Genomic DNA, 23,556 nt, shown 5'->3' with positions numbered 1-23,556 from the left:
ATGTTAAACGTCGAAAATCTTTCCGGCGGTTACGGCAAAGAACCAATCGTGCAATCGGTGACGTTCCATGTCCCTAAAGGGGAAGTACTTGGAATACTCGGTCCAAACGGCAGTGGAAAATCAACGCTGTTAAAAATCATTTCTGGCATTCTCCCGAAGGAATCGGGTTCTGTCCAAATTGAAGGTCAAGATGTATCGAGTTACTCGCAAAAAGAATTCGCCAGAAAAGTGGCAGTCCTGCCGCAACTGCATGCCGTCGCATTTTCCCACACTGTGCGTGAAACGGTAGAACTAGGGCGTTATCCACATCAGTCAGGGTTATTTTCTTCGTGGTCGGATGAAGACGAGCGTGCTGTCACAGAAGCATTGAGCAGTATGGAAATCACGCGCTACGCTGGGAACGCCATTGAATTGCTATCGGGCGGTGAACAACAGCGTGTTTTCGTAGCGCAAGCGCTTGCTCAGGAAGCGCCGATTTTATTGCTCGACGAACCAACAAATCACTTGGACATCGCGCATCAGCAACAACTTCTGGACACGATTCGTAAACAGGCAATCGATAAAGGCCTGACAGTCATTTCTGTATTCCATGACATCAACTTGGCGTCATTGTACTGCGATCGACTGCTGTTGATGAATAAAGGGAAAATCGTTAAAATCGGTGCACCGCAGGATGTCGTGAAAGAAGGAGAAATCGAGTCTGTTTATGGCGCGCGTGTCAAATCACAGCCTCATCCTGAACTACCGAAGCCTCAAATTACATTGTTACCAGACACGAATGAAGAAATGAAACCTTTTACCATCGTAAGAGAAGACTTTTCGATATCATCAAACTATGTTGCGCTCAGAACACACCATCCGTTGAAAACAATCTCTTCTGCAGTCCACAATGCTGGAATGGGTTGGTATCGATCGTTTGTTAATCGGCATGTTGACGCTGATTACAATGTAGATGATGTCAAAGCTGAAAATGCATCTTATCTCGAGAGTCAAGGTTTTCATCTGGCGGAAACGGTCGGTATGATGACTGCTGTCACAACGGAGCATGCAGAAGTCAAGGAATACAAAGGCGATTTCGGCACGATCCTTATTGCGGTTACAGCCGGAGTCGGGAATGCTGTAGACGTTTCGCAAGCACTTACGCGTGACGAAAAACCCCGCGTTGGTACGATTAATACTTGGGTGATTATCAATGGTCAATTGCCAGACGAAGCATTTATCCAAGCGATGATTACTGCAACGGAAGCGAAAGTGAAAGCACTTCAAACGGAATCGATTCTGGATCCACTCACAGGCACAACTGCGACGGGAACTTCAACAGATAGCCTGCTTGTTGCGTCGACTCAGCAAGGCGAATTTCTTCCGTATGCAGGTCCAATCACGGAACTAGGGAAACTGATTGGCCATGGCGTCTATGACTGCACAGTAACGGCAATCCGTGCATACAAAAAGGCGAAAGGATGGAAGCCGTGATTCCTGCACATTTTATGGCCATCGCTATTGGTTTTCTGCTAGACAGGGTAATTGGGGATCCCCCGGAATGGCCGCATCCCGTCCGCTGGATTGGGACGTTCATTTCCAAAATGGCAGCAGTTTTGAATAAAGGACGATTCCGTACATTGAAAGGGGCATTTACACTTTTCCTCACCGTCGGAATTGTTTTGTCCATTGTATTTTTTTTGGTTGGAATGGCTTATCAATTCAACCTCTACATAGGGATTCTTGTAGAATCAGTACTCATCGCCATCGGGCTTGCACAGAAGAGTTTACGGGAAGCAGCGCTAGACGTTTATCTCCCGCTTTCTGAGAATGACTTACCAGCGGCACGAACGAAATTGTCTTGGATTGTCGGTCGCGACACCGACAAATTGAAAGAAAGTGGTATCGTACGCGGCACTGTGGAAACGGTATCCGAAAACATTGCGGATGGTGTCACATCCCCTTTATTCTGGGCTTTTTTACTTGGAGCACCCGGGCTCTGGATGTACAAAGCGGTGAACACACTCGATTCGATGATTGGTTACAAAGACGAGCGTTTCGAGAAATTCGGGAAGTTTTCCGCCCGCGCAGACGATTTATTGAATTTCATCCCAGCACGCATAACGGGTTTATTAATCATTTTATATGCGCCGAATAAAGGCAAGATACCTTTCGGGAAACGGTTTTCCGGATGGAGTAAGGATGCAAGAAAACATCCAAGCCCGAACAGCGGATTTTTAGAAGCGGCAACAGCATGGCAACTTGGCGTTACACTTGGCGGAGCGAGTACCTATCAGAAAGTCCTATCAAAGCGTCCAGAACTCGGCCCAGGAAACAGTACACTGACGGCAATACATATCAAACAAACTATTACACAGATGCATGTCGTGTCTTTCATTTTTTGGATGGTACTAACAATGATTGGAGTGGTATTCTATGCAGTTGCCTGAACACGGTGCAAATCCGCACAGCGTATACGTAAAATTAGGAATACAACCGCCTGCACAGCTGCTCGACTTCAGTGAAAACGTTAATCCAGCAGGACCTCCTGAATCCATTACACAGATGTGGCCGGATTTACTCGGAAGTCTGACGGCTTATCCGAATCCGGAAGGGGAGCCGTTCCTATCCGCGGCAGCAGATTATCACGGCGTTTCGACGGATTATGTATTTGCAGGAAACGGGGCAGCCGAACTGCTAGCTCTTCTGGCAAATCGATATCAAGGGAAGAAGGCAATCATCGTACACCCCACATTTTCGGAATACGAGGCGACACTCACAGCAAAAAAAGTGGAGATTATTCGGATTCACGCTTCGGAAGAAAACGAATTTAAATTACCGTTGAATGAGATTCTCTATGCCATGAAATCAGCGTCTGTCTTATACCTTTGCACACCGAACAACCCGACCGGAATGATGCCGACGCGTGCGGAGTTAAAGGAGATTATTGACCACGGCGCTGAACTAGAATGTGACGTCGTATTAGACGAGGCCTTTATCGATTTCGTCGATGAATCCCTTTCCTCTATTCAAGCAATCAAGCACAATCCGCATGTTTTAGTCGTGCGCTCAATGACGAAAATGTATGCGATTCCGGGAATTCGACTCGGCTATGTAGTGGCAAGTCCGACAGTTATTCAGGAAATTAAAGCTCTGGCTCCGCATTGGAACGTTAATGGGTTAGCGGCTCAAATTGGAGCAGTTTGTTTACAAGAAGCATCATTCCGAGAGCATGCAATTAGGCATAGTAATTACGAGCGGGAGAATATGAAACAGTTTTTACTGGACAATGGGTGCGCCGTCACAGATTCCACCACGAATTTTATTTCATTCAGACCTGGGGTAGGGCAGGATGCAAGGAAACTTTACAAAGACATGCTGTCGCGAGGAATTGTTCTCCGTCATTCCGAAAACTTTAGAGGAATGGACGGAAGGTGGTTGCGCATTGGCATGAAAAACGAAGCTTCCATGAATCGCTTAAAGGAGGAGTTGTCGCAATGGTTCGCGGAAAACTGACGTTTGTAAGCGGCGGTGTGCGAAGTGGGAAGAGTGCTTACGCGGAGAAATCACTTGTAGATGAGGTACGAAAAAGCGGAGGACGCCTTGTCTATATTGCATCTGGTACCGCAACAGACTTGGAAATGCAGGCGCGAATCGAGCGGCACATAGTCGATCGTATTGCTCATAATTGGAAGACGTTTGAACAGCCTACTAAGTTGGAAGACGTATTGCCATCTATCCATTCAGGGGATTGTATTCTTTGGGACTGCGCGACGACGTGGCTTGCAAACGAGTTATATGTTGGCTGGGATTTAGGACAACCTTGTATCGAACAAAAAGGATGTATGGAGCAGAAGGAAGAGCAACTGTACATAACTATCGACGCACTCTTAGCGAAAGCCGCTCACCTGGTAATCGTTTCGAATGAAGTCTTCGATGAGCTTCCGACAGAATACACTGAAACAGAAATCTACCGAAAATGGCTGGGATCTATCCATCAAAAGGTTGTCGCAAAAGCGGATAGAGCGATAGAAATGGACTATGGTATTCCGGTCGTATGGAAAAATGAACGGCGGGAGATGACGGTATGAGAGGACTAATTGTTCTGGGGACAGCATCAGACTCCGGAAAAACAATGATTTGTACAGCGCTTTGCCGTATTTTATCCGACGAAGGTGTTCAAGTGACGCCATTCAAATCTCAAAACATGTCCGGTTTTTCTGCAATTACGGAAAATGGACAAGAGATGAGTCGTGCGCAATTTTTACAAGCAACGGCCGCTCGAACGATACCGTCGATTTACATGAACCCGATCTTACTAAAACCGATAGCAGACATGAAATCAGAAGTGCTCTTTTTCGGGAAAAAATTTGGACCTGTAGCCGGAATGGCATATCGGGAACAATTTTTCACCCGCGGAATTGAAGCAATTCAAACGTCACTGGCCAAACTGTCGGAAATGTATGAAACAGTTATCATCGAAGGCGCGGGAAGTCCTGCTGAAGTGAATCTCAATGACAGAGAAATTGTTAATATGCGTGTTGCGGAAATCGCGGATGTGCCGGCTGTTTTGGTGGCCGATATCGATCGAGGCGGTGCCATTGCTTCGATTGTGGGTACGTTACAACTCTTACAACCCGAACACCGTGCGCGCGTCAAAGCAATTATTATCAACAAATTCCATGGCGATGTCTCGTTGTTCCAAGATGGAATTGAATTCATCGAAACCTACACGGGCATTCCGGTGGCGGGCGTTATTCCTTTTAAAGTCGATCATGGCATCGAAGAGGAAGATATGGACCGACCAGTTATGGATGCGCCTGTGGGAGTCGACGTCTTTGATGCGTGGGCAAGTCATGTCAAATCACATCTCAACTGGCCGCTTATGAAAAAAGTGATTTCACAATCCGGTGGGACACAATGAACGGATTATTGCTTGCCGTACAGTTTTTCACCGCAATTCCCATACGAAAAGAATTGCCACTTGGCCGAAAAGAAGTGACGGCAATGTATGTGGCGCTTCCTTTCGTTGGAGCGGTAATTGGACTTGCGATGTACGGCGTGTCAGAACTCCTATTGAATGATTTGCAAATAGGCACATTTCTGGCGGCTGTGTTGGTTGTTTTGACGGGTATCCTATTGACGGGCGGTTTACATTTGGATGGCTGGGCGGATGCGGGCGATGCATTCTTTTCATACAAAGATCGTGAAAAACGGTTGGAAATTCTAGATGACCCGCGCCTTGGTGCATTTGGAACGATGGCGCTCGTTTTACTAATCATTCTAAAAATCGCTTTGTTCAATGAAATCTTAATGCGTGAAATAGGAAATGGTGCATTATTTATAGCCATCCCTTTTCTAGCGAGAGCTGCTATGAATCTGTATTTCACGACTGTACGACCCGCGAAAGATAAAGGAATCGCGCACTTTTTTAAAGGGAATATGTCATCAAAATCGGTCATTGGATGGACGTTACTCGGTAGTGTCGTGATTTTAGTAGGGATCGGATTTTTGATGAACATGGTAATTCCCGCTACCCTCGCGGTTGTGCTCATAGTCGCATTGTTCATATACCGCAGATGGACAGTGAAACATTTCGGAGGTGTTAGTGGTGACTTGTGCGGTGCATTCATTGAAGGGTTGGAGGCGCTTTTATGGCTCACAGTTTTGTGCTTTATCTGATTCGGCATCTCCCAACTTTAGGCAATCAACAGCGTAAGTACATTGGCTGGACGGATGAACCCATTGTGGAAACTAGCGAACGGCAGTGGATGCTACCGGACATGCCGCAACACGTTTACGGTAGCGATCTTCTTCGGGCAAAACAAAGTGCGGCACTCTATTTCCCACAAGCCAATTTTCAAGCAGATACTAGTTGGCGAGAATGTAATTTTGGCGTATTTGAAGGGAAAACGTACGCACAACTTGAAAAGAACATGAACTATAGGAATTGGATTGACGATCCCTATGCGATTGCACCGTTTGATGGAGAAAGTTTGGCGGATGTAGAAATGCGTGTAGTTGCAGCGCTGAAACAATTGCCAAACAAATCGGTTGTTGTCACGCATGGCGGACCAATCCGTGCAATTCTAACGAAGTTTTCACCTGATGCAAAAGAGTTCTGGTCGTGGAATGTCCCCCACGGAACAGGGTACCGGCTTGAATGGAAAAGTGACAATGCATTCGAGGAGGGGAAAGTATGCACGTATTTATCGGCGGTGCCCATAACGGCAAGCGGGACTATGTGAAAAAGTGGCTGATGGAACGAGGTAAACATAACGTTCAATGGTTCGAAGGGAATTGTCCAGAGGCTAGTAATCCAGTCAATCAGGATGCTAGCCAGACAATCGTTGTAGCCGGAATTGAGAAGTGGCTAGCTGAAACAAAATTGCCGGAAGAAGCGGCAGTTGAATATGTAATGAAGAGCGTATCGCTACAACAGGATACAGTACTTATTTTAACCGATATTGGACGGGGAATTGTTCCGATAGATGCAAACCAGCGAAAGTTAAGAGATACTGTCGGCCGGCTTTATCAGCGGTTGCTCACGGAAGCGGATGACGTGACACGAATTTGGTACGGCCTTGCAAAACCACTAAAGAAAAGGGGAGATTTTAAATGAAGATTTATACACGTACTGGGGATAAAGGACAAACGAGTCTAATTGGAGGACGCGTCGACAAAGACAGTCTTCGAGTTGAAGCATACGGCACGATGGATGAATTGAATTCATTCGTAGGGAAGGCAATGACGGAACTAGATCCTGCCATTTTTGCAGATATGCTGACGGATTTAGAAGCCATTCAAAATGAATTATTCGATGGCGGAGGCGACTTAGCAAACGTTATGAAAGAACGTCATTATAAATTAGCCGAAGAACCGGTGGAAGTACTTGAACAACGTATTGATGCACTCATGGAAGAAGCGCCGCCTTTGGAAAAGTTCATCTTACCGGGTGGAACACCTGCTGCCGCAACGCTTCATATTGCGCGAACTGTCGCGAGACGTGCTGAACGCCAAACAGTTTCGCTTTTGAAAGCTGAAGACGATGTGCCTGCAGTTGTCCAACGCTATTTGAACAGACTTTCCGACTATCTTTTTGTCGCTGCACGCATTGCGAATTCACGGGTAAATGTGCCTGATAATGAGTATGTAAGAAGCGCGAAAGTGTTCAGAACTGACAAGAAAAAGGAGGATTAAACGATGCAGTTGAAAAAGCTGACATTGACAGCGTTGTTTGTCGCACTTTGTGTCGTTGGCGGAATGATAAAAATCCCGTCTGGCATCGGTTCGTTGGCACTCGATACGGTTCCTGCGCTTATCTCGGCTGCCTTTCTTCCACCCGTCTTCTCGGGGGTAGCCGCAATGCTCGGGCACACAGCCTCTGCAATGTATGCGGGTTTTCCTTTAGGTCCATTTCACGTGCTCATTGCACTTGAAATGTTCGTCATTGTTATCATCTTTGCACGTCTGCATAAAGCGGAGCGCCCGATTGCGAAATGGCTATTTTTCATAGTGGCAAATGGTTTGATTGCGCCACTGCCGTTTTATTTCCTAATTTCACCAGCATTTTTCATAGGAGCAGTACCGTTCCTATTGCTTGCTACAATCGTCAACGCAGTTGTTGCGGCGGTTGTCATGCCGTCACTTCAGCATATCGTGACGGGGCGCTTGGGTGTTCTTAAGTGAGGAATGCCATTGATATCGGAAATGGCATGATCGCGACGACCGATAATTCGGGCGGTATTGGTGAAAAACCAGGCGATCTCGTTACTGTGCCAGACAGAATCACGGCATACTTTGCTGCTCGCGTGACGCTGCTCGAGCAATGGGCAACGCGAGCGGAACCTATTACGATTCTAATTCATAATTTTAGCGGCAGTGACAGTTGGGGGAACTACGTGGCTGGTGTGACGGATTTAATTCTTGAAGCAGGGCTTGAAGTGCCGTCAATTAGCGGCAGTTCGGAAACGAATATGGAGCTGGTTCAATCAGCAATGGCAGTAACGATGATTGGGAAGCGAGGAGAGGCCCCAGCTACAGAAAGAGTTGCCTGGTTTACATACGGTAAGCCCCTAGTCGGGGATGAAGTGCGGGAACAAGCGGAAGAAATTGCATCTGTTTCCCTCATTCATGAGGCGATGAAAAAGGAAATCATCCATCAAATCTGGCCAGTTGGCTCAAGCGGAATTTTAGAAGAAGTCCGTTTGTTAACCGGAATCAAAGATGCGCGCATTGAAACTGTTTTAGATCCACTGAAATCAGCGGGTCCGTCAACAGTCGTCCTCCTCGCCATTCCAGAAGCGAAAATAAAGGAGGCCGCAACGTTTTTCGGTAGGCTGTTGAATCAATTAATCATAATTACTTGAAACCTGTAGATTTCTGGCAGGTTTTTTCTATGATTAAGAAGCGGAATCGTATATTCGGCGCGAGCTACCGCCCGTATCCGACATGCAACCGCCCAATCCCGGCCCCCAACCGCCTGAATTCCACCCCGAACCACCCACCCATCAGCAATCAAACCAAAACCGAAACTAAATTTCTATCTAATCTAAAAATATCTGTTGACTGAATGCTCATTCATAATTAAGATAGAAAATAGACATCGACAAGAATACTATTTTCGACTACACTGTCTATAATATTCAAACAATTTAAGGGGGGGAGAATATATGCATCCATTGCTTATTGCCAATTGGATTCTGTTTCTCGCAGTCGTGGCCTATGCGCTTGCACTGTTCACACATTTAATTCGAACACGGATTCAATTTATCAAACTGGGGAAGAAAGAAGAATTTGATAATAATGTCTCCGAACGTCTACGTAAAATCTGGGTGTACGTTTTCGGACAAAAGAAACTATTAAAAGATAAAAAAAGTGGAGCGATCCACCTCATGTTTTTCTACGGGTTTTTACTCGTACAATTCGGGGCCATCGATCTAATCTGGAAAGGGTTAAAGCCGGGATCTCACTTACCATTCGGTCCACTTTATCCTGCTTTTACATTTTTCCAAGAAATCGTTGCATTAACGATTCTCGTTGCGGTTGTGTGGGCATTCCATCGCCGTTATATTGAGAAACTAGTTCGTCTGAAACGCGGATGGAAATCGGGACTTGTTCTGATTTTCATTGGGGGGCTTATGGTTTCGACGTTACTTGCAAACGGTATGAACATGATTTGGCAAGGACATGCAGCGTCATGGACTGAACCAATTGCATCTGCGATTGCCATGATTTTCAGCTTCATGCCGGAAACTGGGGCAGCCGTCATATTCTTTATTGCTTGGTGGATTCATCTATTAATCTTACTAACATTCCTTGTCTATGTGCCGCAATCGAAACACGCGCACTTGATTGCAGGGCCTGCCAACGTTTATTTTCACCGTCTTGACCATGCGGGCAGATTAAAGCCAATCGACTTCGAAGCATTGGAAAATGTGGAAGAAGGAGAAGAAATGCCGCCGCTTGGAGTAGGGAAAATCACTGACTTCACACAGCTGCAAATGATTGACTTATACGCTTGCGTCGAATGTGGACGCTGTACGAATATGTGTCCAGCGACAGGGACTGGTAAAATGCTGTCCCCGATGGACTTGATCACAAAACTTCGTGATAACTTGACCAATACGGGTGCACTTGTCACGAAGAAGAATCCGTGGGTGCCAGCGCTCGCATTCAACAAAACAAAAGGTAACCAGATTGCATTTGCAGCCGGACTTGAAGGCGCAACAATGGACGATATCTATAACCCGTCCCTAATCGGCGATATTATCACTGAAGAGGAAATCTGGGCATGTACAACTTGCCGTAACTGTGAAGACCAATGTCCAGTTATGAATGAGCACGTTGATAAAATCATCGACCTTCGCCGTTACCTTGTGATGACAGAAGGGAAAATGGACCCGGATGCACAACGCGCGATGACAAACATCGAACGTCAAGGAAATCCTTGGGGGCTGAACCGGAAAGAAAAAGAAAACTGGAGAGATGCACGTCCAGATCTTCAAATTCCAACGGTTAAAGAATTGAAGAAAGCGGGTGGAGAATTCGAGTACCTGTTTTGGGTAGGCTCGATGGGTTCATTCGACAATCGTTCACAAAAGATCGCCTTATCCTTTGTACATCTCATGAACGAAGCAGGCATCAAGTTCGCTATTCTGGGCAATAAAGAAAAGAACTCGGGAGATACGCCGCGTCGTCTTGGGAATGAGTTTTTATTCCAAGAACTGGCTACATCCAACATTGATGAGTTCGAAAAAGCGGGCGTCACAAAAATTGTTACGATTGACCCGCATGCGTACAATATTTTTAAAAACGAATACCCGGACTTCGGATTTAAAGCGGAAGTCGTCCATCATACAGAAATGCTGTACGAACTTGTGGTTCAAGGGAAATTGAAGCCGGAACATGCCATCAATGAAACAATCACATTCCATGATTCATGTTATCTGGGTAGATACAACGACGTCTATGATCCGCCGCGTGAAATTCTCAAAGCGATTCCAGGAGTTGAGCTTGTTGAGATGAAGCGTAATCGCGAAGACGGCATGTGCTGTGGAGCGGGTGGAGGACTAATGTGGATGGAAGAAGATTCAGGCCACCGCATTAACGTTGCCCGAACTGAACAAGCGCTTGAAGTGAGTCCGGGAATCATTTCGTCAGGCTGCCCTTACTGCCTGACAATGCTATCAGACGGAACGAAAGCAAAAGAAGTCGAAGAAACGGTCGGTACGTACGACATCGCTGAATTGCTGGAGCGTTCCATTTTCGGTGAAAACTGGAGTCCTGTTCTAGCAGAAGATGTAGAGTCAATTTTGCAATAAATCATTGCGCAACAGACAATACTGTCGTACAATTAATAGAATACTAACTATGAATTACCAATAAAAAGGAGTGGAAACACTCCTTTTTTCTTGAATATTAACCGAGCGAGCGTTCAGTCGTTCGATGTAAATGAAAAATGAAAGCGGCTACACCAAAAAGGGGCGATAAGGGAATGGGAAGAACAGTTATCTTGAGCGGGGCACGTACGCCATTTACAAAGTTAGGCGGAGCATTAAAATCGATGACAGCAAGTGATCTCGGGGGTATTGCCATCAAAGGGGCATTGAGCCGCGTGGATGTAAAACCGGAAGAAATCGGTGAAGTGATTATTGGAACAGTATTACAAGCGGGGCAAGGACAAATTCCATCAAGACAAGCTGCGACGAAGGCAGGACTGCCATGGTCTGTGAAAACGGAAACCATTAACAAAGTTTGTGCATCGGGCATGCGAAGCGTAACACTTGGCGATCAGTTAATTCGTCTGGGGGACGAAGAAGTAATTGTTGCAGGTGGAATGGAATCGATGTCTTGCGCCCCTTATTACTTACCAAAAGCACGATACGGACTGAAAATGGGCGATGCAGAACTGATTGACGGTTTGATTTACGATGGACTTTCTTGTTCATTCTCACCTAAGCGCGTCCATATGGGCACGTACGGCAATGCGACAGCAGAAGAATTCGCTTTGACGCGCGAAGCACAAGATGCGTGGTCACTGCGCAGTCATGAACGTGCACTTAAAGCAATTGATTCGGGCTTGTTCGCAAAAGAAATCATTCCCGTAGAGGTCCCGCAGCGTAAAGGCGAGCCCGTTTTAGTTGATACGGATGAAGCACCACGCCGTACGACATCTCTTGAATCACTCGCGAAATTGCGTCCGGTATTTGGTAAGGACGGTACCATCACGGCAGGAAACGCACCTGGCGTTAACGACGGTGCATGTGCACTGATTCTGATGAATGAAGAGCGTGCCCTAAAAGAAGGGAAAACACCTCTTGCGACAATTATCGGCCATGCAGAAGTTGCCATTGAACCGGAAAACTTCCCGCAAACACCTGGACTTGTCATCAATGCATTACTTGAAAAAACAGGTAAGAAACTAGAAGACATAAAGCTTTTTGAAATAAATGAAGCATTTGCAGCAGTTGCGCTAGCAAGTACGAAAATTGCGGAGTTAGATCCTGAAAAAGTAAACGTCAACGGCGGGGCGGTTGCGCTAGGTCATCCAATCGGAGCGAGTGGAGCGCGTATTATCCTGACACTTGCACATGAATTGAAACGTCAAGGCGGCGGCATTGGTATCGCAGCGATTTGTTCAGGCGGAGGCCAAGGCGACGCGATCATGATTGAAGTAGCTAAATCAGAATAATACGGAGGAGGAATCGACCAAATGGCTATTAAAAAGATAATGGTTATCGGAGCAGGACAGATGGGCGGAGGCATTGCTCAAGTTTGTGCACAAGCGGGCTTCGACGTGAAATTGAATGATATCAAAGAAGAATCCTATGTTAAAGGACTTGCGGTCATTACGAAAAACCTTTCACGCAACGTTGAAAAAGGACGTATGACGGAAGATGAAAAATCTGAAGTCCTAGGACGCATCACAAAATCACTCGATCTACAAGACGCCTCAGACGTTGATATTGTCATCGAAGCAGCTGTTGAAAACATGGCCATTAAAAAGTCGATTTTTGAAAAGTTGGATGAAATTGCACCGCAACATGCGATCCTCGCATCCAATACATCATCTCTTCCAATCACTGAAATTGCGGCGGCGACAAAACGTCCGGAACAAGTGATTGGCATGCACTTCATGAATCCAGTTCCTGTTATGAAACTTGTTGAAATCATACGGGGTCTGGCAACAGCTGACGAAGTATACAAAGCAGTCGAAGAAATGACCGTGAAATTATCAAAAACACCAGTTGAAGTGAATGACTTTCCTGGGTTTGTCGCAAACCGCATACTTATGCCGATGATTAACGAAGCAATTTACACGCTCTATGAAGGCGTTGCAACTGAAGAAGCAATTGACGAAGTGATGAAACTTGGCATGAATCACCCAATGGGGCCGCTACAACTAGCAGATTTCATCGGACTTGACACATGCCTGTATATTATGGAAACTTTGCACGAAGGATTCGGCGACTCAAAATATCGCCCATGTCCGCTACTTAGAAAGTATGTTAAAGCAGGATGGCTAGGGAAGAAATCAGGCCGAGGATTCTACGTTTACGAATAACTAATGCCTTCAATATAAAGGGGAAATTATAATGGATTTATCATTCACCGAAGAACAGCAGATGATGCGCGACATGGTAATAAACTTTGCGAAAACCGAAATTGAACCGTTCATTCCACGTATGGAAGCTGGGGAATTTCCACGTGAAATCTTGAAGAAAATGGGCGGTCTCGGTTTAATGGGCATTACCGTTCCTGAAGAATACGGGGGAGCGGGCATGGATTTCATCTCGTATATTAGCGCTATCCATGAACTATCGAAAGTCAGCGCGGTTGTGGGTGTTATTCTTTCCGTTCATACTTCAGTCGGCACAAATCCGATTATCTATTTCGGTAACGACGAACAAAAAAGTCGTTACCTTCCTAAACTAGCGAGCGGCGAATACCTTGGTGCATTCTGTCTGACAGAAGCTTCTTCCGGTTCTGATGCGGGATCCCTTAAAACACGCGCCGTCAAAAAAGAGGACCACTACGTCTTAAACGGGTCTAAAATGTTCATTACAAACGGTGGAGAAGCAGATGTCTACATCGTTTTCGCAACGACAGATCCAACAAAAGGGACGTACGGAATATCCGCGTTCATCGTTGACAAAGACACTCCGGGTCTCGTAATTGGGAAAGATGAACGAAAAATGGGGCTTCACGGATCACGAACAGTAGAGTTGTCGTTTGATCAAATGAAAGTTCCTGCGGAAAACCTATTGGGCGTAGAAGGCGAAGGATTCAAAATTGCGATGGCGAATCTTGACGTGGGTCGCATCGGTATTGCGGCGCAAGCACTTGGAATCGCTGAAGCGGCACTTGAAGCAGCAACAGATTACGCGAAACAACGCGTCCAATTCGGTAAACCAATTGCCGCTCAACAGGGCGTAGGATTCAAACTAGCAGACATGGCCACTGCAGTCGAAGCGGCGAAATTGCTCGTATACCGGGCTGCACAACTGCGCGCAGAAGGACTGCCTTGCGGAAAAGAAGCATCGATGGCTAAATTGTTCGCATCACGAGCGGCAGTGGAAGGCTCGATTGAAGCGGTCCAAGTGTTTGGTGGCTACGGTTATACTGAAGATTATCCAGTCGAACGTTATTTCCGTGATGCAAAAGTGACGGAAATCTATGAAGGTACAAGCGAAATTCAACGCATTGTCATTAGCAAACATTTGATGAAGTAACTCATAAAAACACGCCAACACAAAATACCAAATAAGGTGGGAAACCCAATGAACTTTAAATTATCCGAGGAACACGAAATGATTCGCAAAATGGTCCGCGATTTCGCAGAAAAAGAAGTTGCACCAACTGCAGCTGAACGCGATGAAGAAGAACGTTTTGACATGGATATCTTCAAGAAAATGGCTGAACTCGGCCTGACAGGTATTCCTTGGCCGGAAGAATACGGCGGCATTGGCAGTGACTTCCTTGCTTATTGTATCGCTGTAGAAGAATTGTCACGCGTCTGTGCTTCAACAGGAGTTACACTTTCCGCACATACATCACTTGCAGGCTGGCCTGTATTCAAATACGGTACGGAAGAACAGAAACAGCAATACCTTCGTCCAATGGCAGAAGGTACGAAAATGGGCGCATACGGCTTAACTGAACCAAGTTCGGGTTCTGATGCAGGCGCCATGCGCACTTCTGCAAAACGAGACGGGGACGACTATGTCTTGAATGGCTCTAAAATCTTCATCACAAACGGCGGAATTGCAGACATATACATCGTCTTCGCGGTCACTGACCCAGATTCAAAACATAAAGGCACAAGCGCATTTATCGTAGAAAAAGACTTCCCAGGCTTCTCAGTTGGGAAAAAAGAGCGCAAACTCGGAATTCGTTCATCGCCTACAACTGAAATTATGTTTGACAATTGCCGCGTACCAAAAGAAAACCTTCTTGGCGAAGAAGGACAGGGCTTCATCATCGCGATGAAAACACTTGATGGCGGTCGTAACGGAATCGCTGCACAAGCAGTTGGAATTGCACAAGGTGCACTTGATGCATCCGTTGACTATGCAAAAGAACGCGTTCAGTTCGGTAAACCGATTGCAGCAAACCAAGGCATCGGCTTTAAATTGGCAGACATGGCGACAGCAACAGAAGCTTCGAGACTGTTGACTTACCAGGCGGCTTGGCTTGAGTCGAACGATTTACCGTACGGCAAAGCGTCTGCAATGGCGAAATTGATGGCTGGAGATACAGCGATGAAAGTTACGACAGATGCTGTTCAAGTATTCGGTGGCTATGGTTATACAAAAGATTATCCGGTTGAGCGATACATGCGTGATGCGAAAATTACGCAGATTTACGAAGGAACGCAAGAAATTCAGCGTCTCGTCATCTCCCGTATGCTAACTAAATAAGCTAGGGAGGAGTATTAGGATGAACAAAAGAGAAGTGAAATCGTCTGTCAAAGATGAAAGTTTGATTGAAAAACGGCGTGAACAGATGATCCATGGTGCGGTGAAACTATTTAAAGAGAAAGGGTTCCATCGAGCAACGACCCGTGAAATCGCGAAAGCGGCGGGGTTCAGCATCGGAACGCTTTATGAATACATCCGTACAAAAGAAGATGTGCTCTATCTAGTTTGCGACAGCATTTATAACGAAGTGCACGATCGCCTATCCGCCCTGCCTATTAAGGAAGGAACTGTGGAAGGTCTAAAAGTGGCCATTGATCAGTATTTCCATTTGATAGACGATATGTCGGATGAATTCGTTGTCATGTACCAAGAAACGAAATCGTTGCCAAAAGATGCCTTGCAATACGTCTTAACGAAAGAAATGGAAATGGCCGCCTTGTTCGAAAATCTTCTGCAGGCATGTGCAAAGTCGGGGGAACTGCGCATTGCTGAAGAAGAAATCGGAATTGCAGCACATCATATCGTCGTTCAAGGTCAGATGTGGGCATTCCGCAGATGGGCTTTGCAAAAAAACTATAAAATAGAAGATTATATCCGCGTTCAAACGGATCAGCTTTTCAAAGGGTTAATCGGGGGATAGATTAAAAAAACGACAATCTAAATGGTTGAATGTTCATAAGGCGCCAGAAACTTACTAAATTCATGAACCTCGAATTGTTTGAGTACCTGGCACCTATATCAGAAGGGGTGTTCTATATATGGAAACAGTTGAGATTTACAAGCCGAAACACCATATCCGGTTCGTTACAGCGTCGAGTCTTTTCGATGGACATGATGCATCCATTAATATTATGCGTCGCATTTTACAAGCAAGCGGAGCTGAGGTCATTCACCTGGGTCACAATCGCTCTGTTGAAGAAGTGGTCAATGCCGCAATTCAGGAAGACGTCCAAGCAATCGCAATGTCATCGTACCAGGGGGGGCACGTTGAATACTTCAAATACATGTATGATCTTCTTCAGGAAAAAGGGGCTCCGCACATCCACATTTACGCAGGTGGCGGCGGAGTAATTATCCCGAAGGAAATTAAAGAGCTGCATGATTATGGCATCACATGGATCTTTTCACCGGAAGACGGGCGCAAAATGGGCCTACAAGGGATGATTAACCGGATGATGGAACAATGTGATTTCCTTACAGAAACAGATAACGAAATGGAAAATCTTGAAAAAGTTAGTGCTAGTCAGCCGGAAATACTTGCGAATTTAATTACTTATGCGGAAGAAATGTACGGTAAAAACGATCCGCAAGCGACTGCCGTTCTTGAAAAAGCACGTACGCTATCTAAAAATACACCGATTCTCGGAATTACAGGAACGGGTGGGGCAGGGAAAAGTTCGTTAACTGACGAGCTCATTCGCCGCTTCCTCCACGAACTGCCTGAGAAAAAAGTAGCGATTCTATCCATCGACCCGACGAAACAGAAAACGGGTGGTGCTTTGTTAGGGGACCGAATTCGCATGAATGCCATCTTCAACAAACGTGTATTCATGAGAAGTCTTGCGACACGCGGTTCTCGTACGGAACTTTCCGGTGCCATTAAAGATGTATTAGACATCGTCAAAACAGCCGGATTCGACCTGATCGTGATTGAAACAAGCGGAATAGGTCAAGGCGATGCAGAAATTACAGAAGTATCCGATGCTTCGATGTATGTTATGACAAGTGAATTCGGCGCGCCGACACAACTTGAAAAGATTGACATGATTGACTTCGCGGACCTCATCGTCATCAATAAATTCGAACGTAAAGGCTCTGAAGATGCACTGCGCCAAGTGCAAAAACAGTATCAGCGCAGCCATCTTCTCTGGGATAAAAACTTAGATACAATGCCGGTCTATGGCACAATCGCTAGCCAGTTCAATGATAAAGGGACGAATTCGCTTTTCGCGGCACTTGTAAATGTGCTGAATGAAAAATGTGATCTTGACTGGGAAACTTCGTATGGACAATTTGTAAAAACACAAAAACAAAATGTAATCATACCGAACGATCGTCAGCAATACTTACGGGAAATTTCCGATACAGTCCGCGGTTACCATAAAAAGTCCATCGTGCAGGAAACACTGGCTCGCAAACTCTTCCAGCTTGAAGGAGCCATTCAAACGGTCAACGAACAGGCACCGGATGATGCACTCGTAACTTCGCTGCAAACACTTGCGGAGGGCATTAAGGAAGAATTGACGGCGGAATCGAAACGTATTCTAGCAAACTGGGAAAAGTTGAAAGAAGCCTATGCGGGTGATGAATTCATCACAAAAGTGCGCGATAAAGAACTGCGTACCGCTTTGACGACAACGAGCCTTTCTGGATTGAAAATACCGAAAGTCGCATTGCCGAAATTCAAGGATTATGGGGAAATTCTTCGTTGGGTGTATGCAGAGAACGTTCCGGGATCGTATCCCTATACAGCAGGCGTATTCCCGTTCAAACGTGAAGGGGAAGATCCAAAACGTCAATTCGCAGGAGAAGGAACGCCTGAACGGACGAACCGTCGTTTTCACTATTTATCAAAAGATGACGATGCAAAGCGCCTATCAACAGCATTCGACTCCGTGACATTGTACGGAGAAGACCCAGATGAACGCCCGGATATTTACGGTAAAGTCGGGGAATCGGGTGTCAGTGTCTGTACACTTGAAGACATGAAAAAGCTATATGAAGGGTTTGACTTGTGCGCACCGGCAACATCCGTTTCGATGACCATCAATGGTCCAGCCCCTATCATTCTAGCAATGTTCATGAATACGGCTATTGATCAGCAAGTGCGCATCAATGAGGAAAAACTTGGTCGTGCTTTGACAGTTGAAGAGTTTACAGAGGTCAAAGAGGGAACACTGCAAGCCGTGCGCGGTACGGTCCAAGCAGATATTCTGAAAGAGGACCAAGGACAGAATACATGTATCTTTTCGACTGAATTTGCACTGCGTATGATGGGGGATATCCAACAGTACTTCATCGACCAAAAAGTGCGTAACTATTACTCGGTATCGATTTCGGGTTACCATATTGCTGAAGCAGGCGCGAATCCCATTTCACAATTGGCTTTCACTTTATCAAACGGCTTCACGTACGTGGAATATTACTTGAGCCGCGGCATGAATATCGATGATTTTGCTCCGAACTTGTCGTTCTTCTTCTCGAACGGACTCGATCCGGAATACACGGTAATCGGCCGAGTTGCTCGCCGCATTTGGGCTGTGGCAATGCGCGAGAAATACGGCGCAAACGAACGTAGCCAAAAGTTGAAGTACCATGTCCAAACATCCGGGCGCAGCTTGCACGCACAGGAAATTGATTTTAACGATATCCGTACTACGTTACAAGCACTTATGGCTCTGCAGGACAACTGTAACTCGCTACACACGAATGCTTACGACGAAGCAATTACAACACCAACGGAAGAATCAGTCCGTCGTGCAATGGCAATTCAAATGATCATTACAAGCGAACACGGTCTATCCAAAAACGAAAACCCGCTCCAAGGGGCATTCATCGTCGAAGAATTGACGGACCTCGTCGAAGAAATGGTTCTACAGGAATTCGAAAGCCTCAACGACCGCGGCGGCGTGCTCGGTTCAATGGAAACACAATACCAACGCGGTAAAATTCAAGAAGAATCCATGCACTATGAAATGAAAAAACATTCAGGAGAATTGCCAATCATCGGCGTCAACACCTACCTGAACCCGAACCCACCATCTTCAGAAGACGTCGACAACATGGAAATCGCACGTGCCACACAACAAGAAAAAGAAACACAAATCATCAACTTACGTGCATTCAAAACAAAACACGAAGACCAAACCGAAGCAGCCTTACAAAAACTAAAAGAAGTAGCAGTCTCAGGCGGCAACATCTTCGAACAACTTATGGACTCAGTAAGAGTAGCAAGCCTAGGCCAAATCACAAACGCCCTCTACGAAGTAGGCGGACAATATAGAAGGAATATGTAATACGAAAAGCGGAAGCGGCCGTTAAGCCTCGACAGGTAGGCGGGATGGAGTTCAATCCCGCCCTACTGGAGGGTTATCTGAAAAAGGCGTCCTTTGCCTTTATCAGATAAGCTGAAGCGACCCGAGAGGCTGGCCGCTGCAGCTGGCCAACAAAGGAACACTTCATAATTTACAACCTGTAGGTCTAAAGCAGACACAAATCCGTGCAAACTTCGGTTAGCACGGATTTTCTTGTCATATTAAGCATTAATACCTGCACACATTCTAAAAACTTTTCGTTTTAATGGATATTGGCTGTTATTTCCACGTATAATGGGTAGAATGGCTGGAAGGGGTGCAGGGATGAAAATGTATCACCATGTAATAATCATAGTCATCCTTGTCACTCTTATCTTTTTTCTGTATGATAAAGGATTAGGAGCCATCCCATTCTTACTTACTGGAGTATATTTGGGGTTTATTTGTGTGAAAGAAATCCTATACTTTAAAAAGAGTAAAAGATTGTAGCATATTCCGTACGGTATTGTTTATAATGATAAGTATGTTTGTTTTTATCCCGCTAATTGAAGTTTTGCTTTATAGAAAGGACGTGTGTTTATTGAATATCCGTGAAATGACAAAAGATCAACTGTTTGAAGAATCAATGATAGACATCGCATATGCAGTTTTGGCTGAAAGAAAAGAGCCGCTTACATTACTTCAGCTGATGGACGCAGTCCGTAAACTGAACGGTGTAACAGAACGTGCAATGAGAACAAAGTTGCAACAGTTCTACACGGACATGAATATTGACGGAAGATTCCTTGCCATCAATGATAATCGCTGGGGATTACGTGAATGGTATCCGGTCGATCAGATAGAAGTAGAAACAGCTCCAGTCGTAAAAGTACGCAAGAAGAAGAAAAAGAAAAAAGTTGTGCTTGAAGATGAGGATATCATTGAGGACGAAGACGACGAGGATGAGTTGTTCGACGAAGAATTCGATGAACTGCTCGAAGACGACGACGATGACGATGATGACGACGATGACGACGACGACGATGAAGAAGATGAAGAGGTCGTTGAAATTGAAGTGGACCTTCTCGAACCTGATGATGACCTTGAAATCATTCCCGATGATGTAGAACTTGATGATGAAGAAGAGGAAGAAGAAGAAGAAGAGGAATAATTACTTGACTTCACGCTTCCGAAACTATAAGATTTTACTGGGCTCCTTAAAAGGACAAGAATCAGTATATATGCGCTCCTCCTGTAGATTATTGTCTACAGATGGGGCGCTTTTTTATTTTTTTAGTAAGTAAAGAGAAAAATGGAGGAATTGCACATGACTAAATTTATTTTTGTAACCGGCGGCGTAGTCTCGTCACTTGGTAAAGGCATTAACGCAGCATCACTTGGTCGTTTGTTGAAAAGTCGGGGACTTCAAGTTACAATTCAGAAATTCGATCCATACATTAATGTTGACCCTAGGATGATGAGTCCTTTGCAGCACGGTGAGGTTTTTGTGACAGAAGACGGGGCGGAAACGGATCTGGATCTTGGCCATTATGAACGCTTCATCGACATTAAATTGAACAAATTCTCAAACGTTACGATGGGGAAAGTCTATTCATCCGTACTAAAAAAAGAACGCCGTGGTGATTATAATGGAGCAACTGTCCAAGTTATTCCCCATATTACAAATGAAATAAAAGGCTTGCTTATACGTGCAGGAAAAGAGACAAATGCAGACGTCGTCATCACAGAGATTGGCGGTAGCGTCGGCGACATCGAATCGCTTCCATATTTAGAAGCCATCCGTCAGATGAAGACAGATCTTGGTAAAAGTGATGTTATGTACATCCATAACACACTCATTCCTTACTTGCATGCGGCTGGAGAAATGAAGTCGAAACCAACACAACACAGTGTTAAAGAACTAAGAAGTCTAGGTATCCAACCGAATTTAATCGTAGTTCGCAGTGAACACCCGGTACCGAAAGATATGAAAGACAAAATTGCATTGTTTGCCAGCATCAAACCGGAAGAAGTTATTGAAGCCCTTGATGCTGAATCGCTTTATGAAGTTCCTCTGCGTTTGCACGAACAAAATATGGATAAAATCGTAGTTGACTTCCTTGAGCTTGAGACGAAAGAACCGGATATGACAGAGATTGAAGCATTGGTTCGTAAAGTGAAATCCCTTTCGAAAAAAATCCGTATTGGACTTGTTGGGAAATATGTTGAAATGCAGGATGCGTATATCTCTGCAGTTGAAGCACTTCGCCATGCAGGTTATGACTTTGACACGGATATTGAAATGAAATGGATTAATTCTGAAGAAGTTACAGCAGAAAATGCAAATGAAATATTATCAGATGTCGACGGGATTCTTGTACCTGGAGGATTTGGCAATCGCGGAATCGATGGCAAAATTGAAGCAATCACATATGCGCGTACACATAATGTGCCTTTCTTCGGAATCAGCCTAGGCATGCAATTGGCTGCAGTTGAATATGCACGCAATGTAATGGGGATTGAAAACGCTCATTCTGTTGAATTCGATAAAGAGACCAAAAATCAAATTTTCGAAAGCCCGGCTGAGAGCAATGGGATTGCGGAAGATTATTTCCGTTTAGGTGCCTATCCGTGTAAATTGAAAGAAGGTACAAAAGCGAGTGGTGCATACGGCGAAGAGTTGATTTACGAACGTCACCGTCACCGTTATGAATTTAACAATGAATTCCGCGAGCAATTCGAAGAAGCAGGTATGATTATTTCGGGTATCAGCCCAAATGATCGGCTTGTTGAAATTATCGAATTGAAGGACCACCCGTTCTTCATCGGCGTCTCTTTCCATCCGGAATTTGCATCACGCCCAACACGTCCCCAACCGTTATTCCGCGAATTCGTTAAAGCGGTAATTGCTGGAAAAGAGTAAGGAATTAGGTAAGAAAATGAATCTGCTCATCTACAAAACCAAAAAAGCGGCACATCGACTGAAATTACGTCAATGTGCCGCTTTTTTATCAGTCAATCTTCATCCGAAATCATTTCGTCATAAGCGAGCTTCACAGCTTCGTAAACAAACAAGGCAGCTAGCGCGTGAGGTTGAACGATTCGCTCTCCATTATCACCGGGTAGCAGGCCTCGTGTTAGACCAGTCGATATATACGTATAGGCTAAATCATCGAGTTCGTTGCCAATACCGGCCTTTTCTGCAGCGAGAACTGCGAACGGGATGAATCGTTCTGCGAGAAAGCGTGCCAACTCAAGCGCTTTTGCATCCGACGCAGAACGCGTTAATAGCCAAAATCTATCAGCTTTTCCAATGCCCATCTCATTATCGTAAGAAACGGCACCGTGTAGTGGTTCTGCACCATGAATTGCGGTTTCAATAACAGCAGTCATTTCACCAAATCCCGCAATAATTATGCGGCCTTCTCCAATTGTCGCTTGCGCAAGAAGACGTGCAGTCTCTTCAATTGACGCTTCACCGTTTCCGGCAATGCGCTGGAGAAGCCCACTAATTTGTGTTGTTAACATTTTCAATATGAACACCTCCATCCCATTATAGAATTATGTGGATGGAAAGCAAATTACAATAATTCGACTTAAAAGAAGGATATTATACTTATATGTCAAATAGTTATTAATAACAGTTATAAATAGCTACTTAGAAAGTAGGAGTGATAATTGAAAAAACTTTTAATCGTAGATGATCAAAAAGGGATTCGGCTTCTGCTTGATGAAGTTTTTAGCCGAGAAGGTTTTAAGACAGTACTCGCCGCAAATGGTATGGAGGCACTACGTGAAGTGGAGTTAGAAGTTCCAGACTGTGTCCTGCTTGATATGAAAATGCCAGGAATTGATGGGCTGGAAGTATTAAAAAGGATAAAATTGGGCTGGCCAGAAATTCCAGTTATCATGATGACCGCATACGGGGAAATTGAATTGACGGAAGATGCGCTGAAAACGGGAGCAGTTAAATATTTTACAAAGCCATTCGATATTTACGAAGTCCGTGATGCGGTAAATGCAGTTTTTGGAAGTTGACAAAACAGACAGTGGTAAACACTGTCTGTTTTTGTTATGATAATAGAGGTATATAAGGTATAAACATACACATAATTCGTTCTAACAGAGCTAATTCATAAGAG

The 23,556-nt window shown here is 45.0% G+C and carries 22 protein-coding genes; 21 read left to right on the top strand and 1 reads right to left on the bottom strand.

Going from position 1 to position 23,556, the window contains the following annotated elements:
* From AC1TO4_RS04560 to AC1TO4_RS04465, 20 genes are all read left to right on the top strand, one after another.
* Positions 1 to 1,473, top strand: coding sequence for a heme ABC transporter ATP-binding protein (locus AC1TO4_RS04560; protein WP_482104347.1), 1,473 nt, complete (start codon positions 1 to 3; stop codon positions 1,471 to 1,473).
* Entirely contained in the window at positions 1,461 to 2,429 is a 969-nt protein-coding gene (gene cbiB / locus AC1TO4_RS04555; RefSeq protein ID WP_482104346.1) for an adenosylcobinamide-phosphate synthase CbiB, read from the top strand. Before AC1TO4_RS04560 ends, cbiB begins: the two co-directional genes overlap by 13 nt.
* Positions 2,416 to 3,495, top strand: coding sequence for a pyridoxal phosphate-dependent aminotransferase (locus AC1TO4_RS04550; RefSeq protein WP_482104345.1), 1,080 nt, complete (start codon positions 2,416 to 2,418; stop codon positions 3,493 to 3,495). The genes cbiB and AC1TO4_RS04550 overlap by 14 nt, the downstream gene beginning before the upstream one ends.
* Entirely contained in the window at positions 3,477 to 4,070 is a 594-nt protein-coding gene (locus tag AC1TO4_RS04545) for a bifunctional adenosylcobinamide kinase/adenosylcobinamide-phosphate guanylyltransferase (RefSeq protein WP_482104344.1), read from the top strand. Before AC1TO4_RS04550 ends, AC1TO4_RS04545 begins: the two co-directional genes overlap by 19 nt.
* Positions 4,067 to 4,903, top strand: a complete 837-nt coding sequence (locus tag AC1TO4_RS04540; protein ID WP_482104343.1) for a cobyric acid synthase — start codon at positions 4,067 to 4,069, stop codon at positions 4,901 to 4,903. The genes AC1TO4_RS04545 and AC1TO4_RS04540 overlap by 4 nt, the downstream gene beginning before the upstream one ends.
* A complete protein-coding gene (cobS, locus tag AC1TO4_RS04535) occupies positions 4,900 to 5,661 on the top strand; it encodes an adenosylcobinamide-GDP ribazoletransferase (RefSeq protein ID WP_482104342.1) in 762 nt (253 codons plus the stop codon). The genes AC1TO4_RS04540 and cobS overlap by 4 nt, the downstream gene beginning before the upstream one ends.
* Complete coding sequence (locus tag AC1TO4_RS04530) at positions 5,634 to 6,227, top strand: histidine phosphatase family protein (protein WP_482104341.1); 594 nt, start codon at positions 5,634 to 5,636, stop codon at positions 6,225 to 6,227. Before cobS ends, AC1TO4_RS04530 begins: the two co-directional genes overlap by 28 nt.
* Positions 6,179 to 6,601 (top strand): bifunctional adenosylcobinamide kinase/adenosylcobinamide-phosphate guanylyltransferase, encoded by a 423-nt coding sequence (locus AC1TO4_RS04525; RefSeq protein WP_482104340.1) that lies wholly within the window; start codon positions 6,179 to 6,181, stop codon positions 6,599 to 6,601. The genes AC1TO4_RS04530 and AC1TO4_RS04525 overlap by 49 nt, the downstream gene beginning before the upstream one ends.
* Positions 6,598 to 7,179, top strand: coding sequence for a cob(I)yrinic acid a,c-diamide adenosyltransferase (locus AC1TO4_RS04520; RefSeq protein WP_482104339.1), 582 nt, complete (start codon positions 6,598 to 6,600; stop codon positions 7,177 to 7,179). The genes AC1TO4_RS04525 and AC1TO4_RS04520 overlap by 4 nt, the downstream gene beginning before the upstream one ends.
* Positions 7,180 to 7,182: 3 nt before the next feature.
* Entirely contained in the window at positions 7,183 to 7,668 is a 486-nt protein-coding gene (locus tag AC1TO4_RS04515) for an ECF transporter S component (RefSeq protein WP_482101148.1), read from the top strand.
* Entirely contained in the window at positions 7,665 to 8,348 is a 684-nt protein-coding gene (locus tag AC1TO4_RS04510) for a hypothetical protein (RefSeq protein ID WP_482104338.1), read from the top strand. Before AC1TO4_RS04515 ends, AC1TO4_RS04510 begins: the two co-directional genes overlap by 4 nt.
* A 303-nt stretch (positions 8,349 to 8,651) precedes the next feature.
* Entirely contained in the window at positions 8,652 to 10,802 is a 2,151-nt protein-coding gene (locus tag AC1TO4_RS04505; protein ID WP_482104337.1) for a (Fe-S)-binding protein, read from the top strand.
* Between the two features lie 173 nt (positions 10,803 to 10,975).
* Entirely contained in the window at positions 10,976 to 12,172 is a 1,197-nt protein-coding gene (locus tag AC1TO4_RS04500) for an acetyl-CoA C-acetyltransferase (RefSeq protein WP_482104336.1), read from the top strand.
* Between the two features lie 21 nt (positions 12,173 to 12,193).
* A complete protein-coding gene (locus AC1TO4_RS04495; protein WP_482104335.1) occupies positions 12,194 to 13,045 on the top strand; it encodes a 3-hydroxybutyryl-CoA dehydrogenase in 852 nt (283 codons plus the stop codon).
* Positions 13,046 to 13,076: 31 nt separating this feature from the next.
* Positions 13,077 to 14,213: an acyl-CoA dehydrogenase gene (locus tag AC1TO4_RS04490; RefSeq protein WP_482104334.1), complete on the top strand. Its 1,137-nt coding sequence runs from the start codon at positions 13,077 to 13,079 to the stop codon at positions 14,211 to 14,213.
* A gap of 48 nt (positions 14,214 to 14,261) precedes the next feature.
* The gene (locus tag AC1TO4_RS04485) at positions 14,262 to 15,401 is read left to right on the top strand and encodes an acyl-CoA dehydrogenase (RefSeq protein WP_482104333.1); all 1,140 of its coding nucleotides are present in this window, start codon (positions 14,262 to 14,264) and stop codon (positions 15,399 to 15,401) included.
* 19 nt (positions 15,402 to 15,420) lie between these two features.
* Positions 15,421 to 16,041 (top strand): TetR/AcrR family transcriptional regulator, encoded by a 621-nt coding sequence (locus AC1TO4_RS04480; RefSeq protein ID WP_482101141.1) that lies wholly within the window; start codon positions 15,421 to 15,423, stop codon positions 16,039 to 16,041.
* A gap of 118 nt (positions 16,042 to 16,159) precedes the next feature.
* Positions 16,160 to 19,417, top strand: coding sequence for a fused isobutyryl-CoA mutase/GTPase IcmF (gene icmF, locus AC1TO4_RS04475; RefSeq protein WP_482104332.1), 3,258 nt, complete (start codon positions 16,160 to 16,162; stop codon positions 19,415 to 19,417).
* A gap of 589 nt (positions 19,418 to 20,006) precedes the next feature.
* Positions 20,007 to 20,585, top strand: a complete 579-nt coding sequence (rpoE, locus tag AC1TO4_RS04470) for a DNA-directed RNA polymerase subunit delta (protein WP_482104383.1) — start codon at positions 20,007 to 20,009, stop codon at positions 20,583 to 20,585.
* A 156-nt stretch (positions 20,586 to 20,741) separates the two neighbouring features.
* Positions 20,742 to 22,337 (top strand): CTP synthase, encoded by a 1,596-nt coding sequence (locus AC1TO4_RS04465; protein ID WP_482101139.1) that lies wholly within the window; start codon positions 20,742 to 20,744, stop codon positions 22,335 to 22,337.
* Positions 22,338 to 22,429: 92 nt separating this feature from the next.
* On the opposite strand, the gene AC1TO4_RS04460 is transcribed toward AC1TO4_RS04465, so the two are convergent.
* Positions 22,430 to 22,942, bottom strand: a complete 513-nt coding sequence (locus tag AC1TO4_RS04460) for a DUF2529 family protein (protein WP_482104382.1) — start codon at positions 22,940 to 22,942, stop codon at positions 22,430 to 22,432.
* Positions 22,943 to 23,092: 150 nt separating this feature from the next.
* Between AC1TO4_RS04460 and AC1TO4_RS04455 the strand changes: the two genes are divergently transcribed.
* On the top strand, positions 23,093 to 23,452 hold the full coding sequence (locus AC1TO4_RS04455) for a response regulator (RefSeq protein ID WP_482104331.1): 360 nt from the start codon (positions 23,093 to 23,095) through the stop codon (positions 23,450 to 23,452).
* The last annotated feature ends 104 nt before the right edge of the window (positions 23,453 to 23,556 follow it).

Source organism: Sporosarcina sp. Y838, assembly GCF_056786515.1.
Note: the sequence above shows the minus strand (reverse complement) of the source record. Positions and strands in the feature narration are given on the sequence as shown.

Excerpts from the sequence above, each read along its gene's own strand:
- AC1TO4_RS04460 (WP_482104382.1), bottom strand. The coding sequence starts at position 22,942 with ATGTTAACAACACAAATTAGTGGGCTTCTCCAGCGCATTGCCGGAAAC.
- cbiB (WP_482104346.1), top strand. The coding sequence starts at position 1,461 with ATGGAAGCCGTGATTCCTGCACATTTTATGGCCATCGCTATTGGTTTT.
- icmF (WP_482104332.1), top strand. The coding sequence starts at position 16,160 with ATGGAAACAGTTGAGATTTACAAGCCGAAACACCATATCCGGTTCGTT.
- AC1TO4_RS04560 (WP_482104347.1), top strand. The coding sequence starts at position 1 with ATGTTAAACGTCGAAAATCTTTCCGGCGGTTACGGCAAAGAACCAATC.
- cobS (WP_482104342.1), top strand. The coding sequence starts at position 4,900 with ATGAACGGATTATTGCTTGCCGTACAGTTTTTCACCGCAATTCCCATA.
- AC1TO4_RS04550 (WP_482104345.1), top strand. The coding sequence starts at position 2,416 with ATGCAGTTGCCTGAACACGGTGCAAATCCGCACAGCGTATACGTAAAA.
- AC1TO4_RS04500 (WP_482104336.1), top strand. The coding sequence starts at position 10,976 with ATGGGAAGAACAGTTATCTTGAGCGGGGCACGTACGCCATTTACAAAG.
- AC1TO4_RS04495 (WP_482104335.1), top strand. The coding sequence starts at position 12,194 with ATGGCTATTAAAAAGATAATGGTTATCGGAGCAGGACAGATGGGCGGA.
- AC1TO4_RS04480 (WP_482101141.1), top strand. The coding sequence starts at position 15,421 with ATGAACAAAAGAGAAGTGAAATCGTCTGTCAAAGATGAAAGTTTGATT.
- AC1TO4_RS04490 (WP_482104334.1), top strand. The coding sequence starts at position 13,077 with ATGGATTTATCATTCACCGAAGAACAGCAGATGATGCGCGACATGGTA.
- AC1TO4_RS04520 (WP_482104339.1), top strand. The coding sequence starts at position 6,598 with ATGAAGATTTATACACGTACTGGGGATAAAGGACAAACGAGTCTAATT.
- AC1TO4_RS04525 (WP_482104340.1), top strand. The coding sequence starts at position 6,179 with ATGCACGTATTTATCGGCGGTGCCCATAACGGCAAGCGGGACTATGTG.
- AC1TO4_RS04485 (WP_482104333.1), top strand. The coding sequence starts at position 14,262 with ATGAACTTTAAATTATCCGAGGAACACGAAATGATTCGCAAAATGGTC.
- AC1TO4_RS04465 (WP_482101139.1), top strand. The coding sequence starts at position 20,742 with ATGACTAAATTTATTTTTGTAACCGGCGGCGTAGTCTCGTCACTTGGT.
- AC1TO4_RS04530 (WP_482104341.1), top strand. The coding sequence starts at position 5,634 with ATGGCTCACAGTTTTGTGCTTTATCTGATTCGGCATCTCCCAACTTTA.
- AC1TO4_RS04505 (WP_482104337.1), top strand. The coding sequence starts at position 8,652 with ATGCATCCATTGCTTATTGCCAATTGGATTCTGTTTCTCGCAGTCGTG.
- AC1TO4_RS04540 (WP_482104343.1), top strand. The coding sequence starts at position 4,067 with ATGAGAGGACTAATTGTTCTGGGGACAGCATCAGACTCCGGAAAAACA.
- AC1TO4_RS04515 (WP_482101148.1), top strand. The coding sequence starts at position 7,183 with ATGCAGTTGAAAAAGCTGACATTGACAGCGTTGTTTGTCGCACTTTGT.
- AC1TO4_RS04545 (WP_482104344.1), top strand. The coding sequence starts at position 3,477 with ATGGTTCGCGGAAAACTGACGTTTGTAAGCGGCGGTGTGCGAAGTGGG.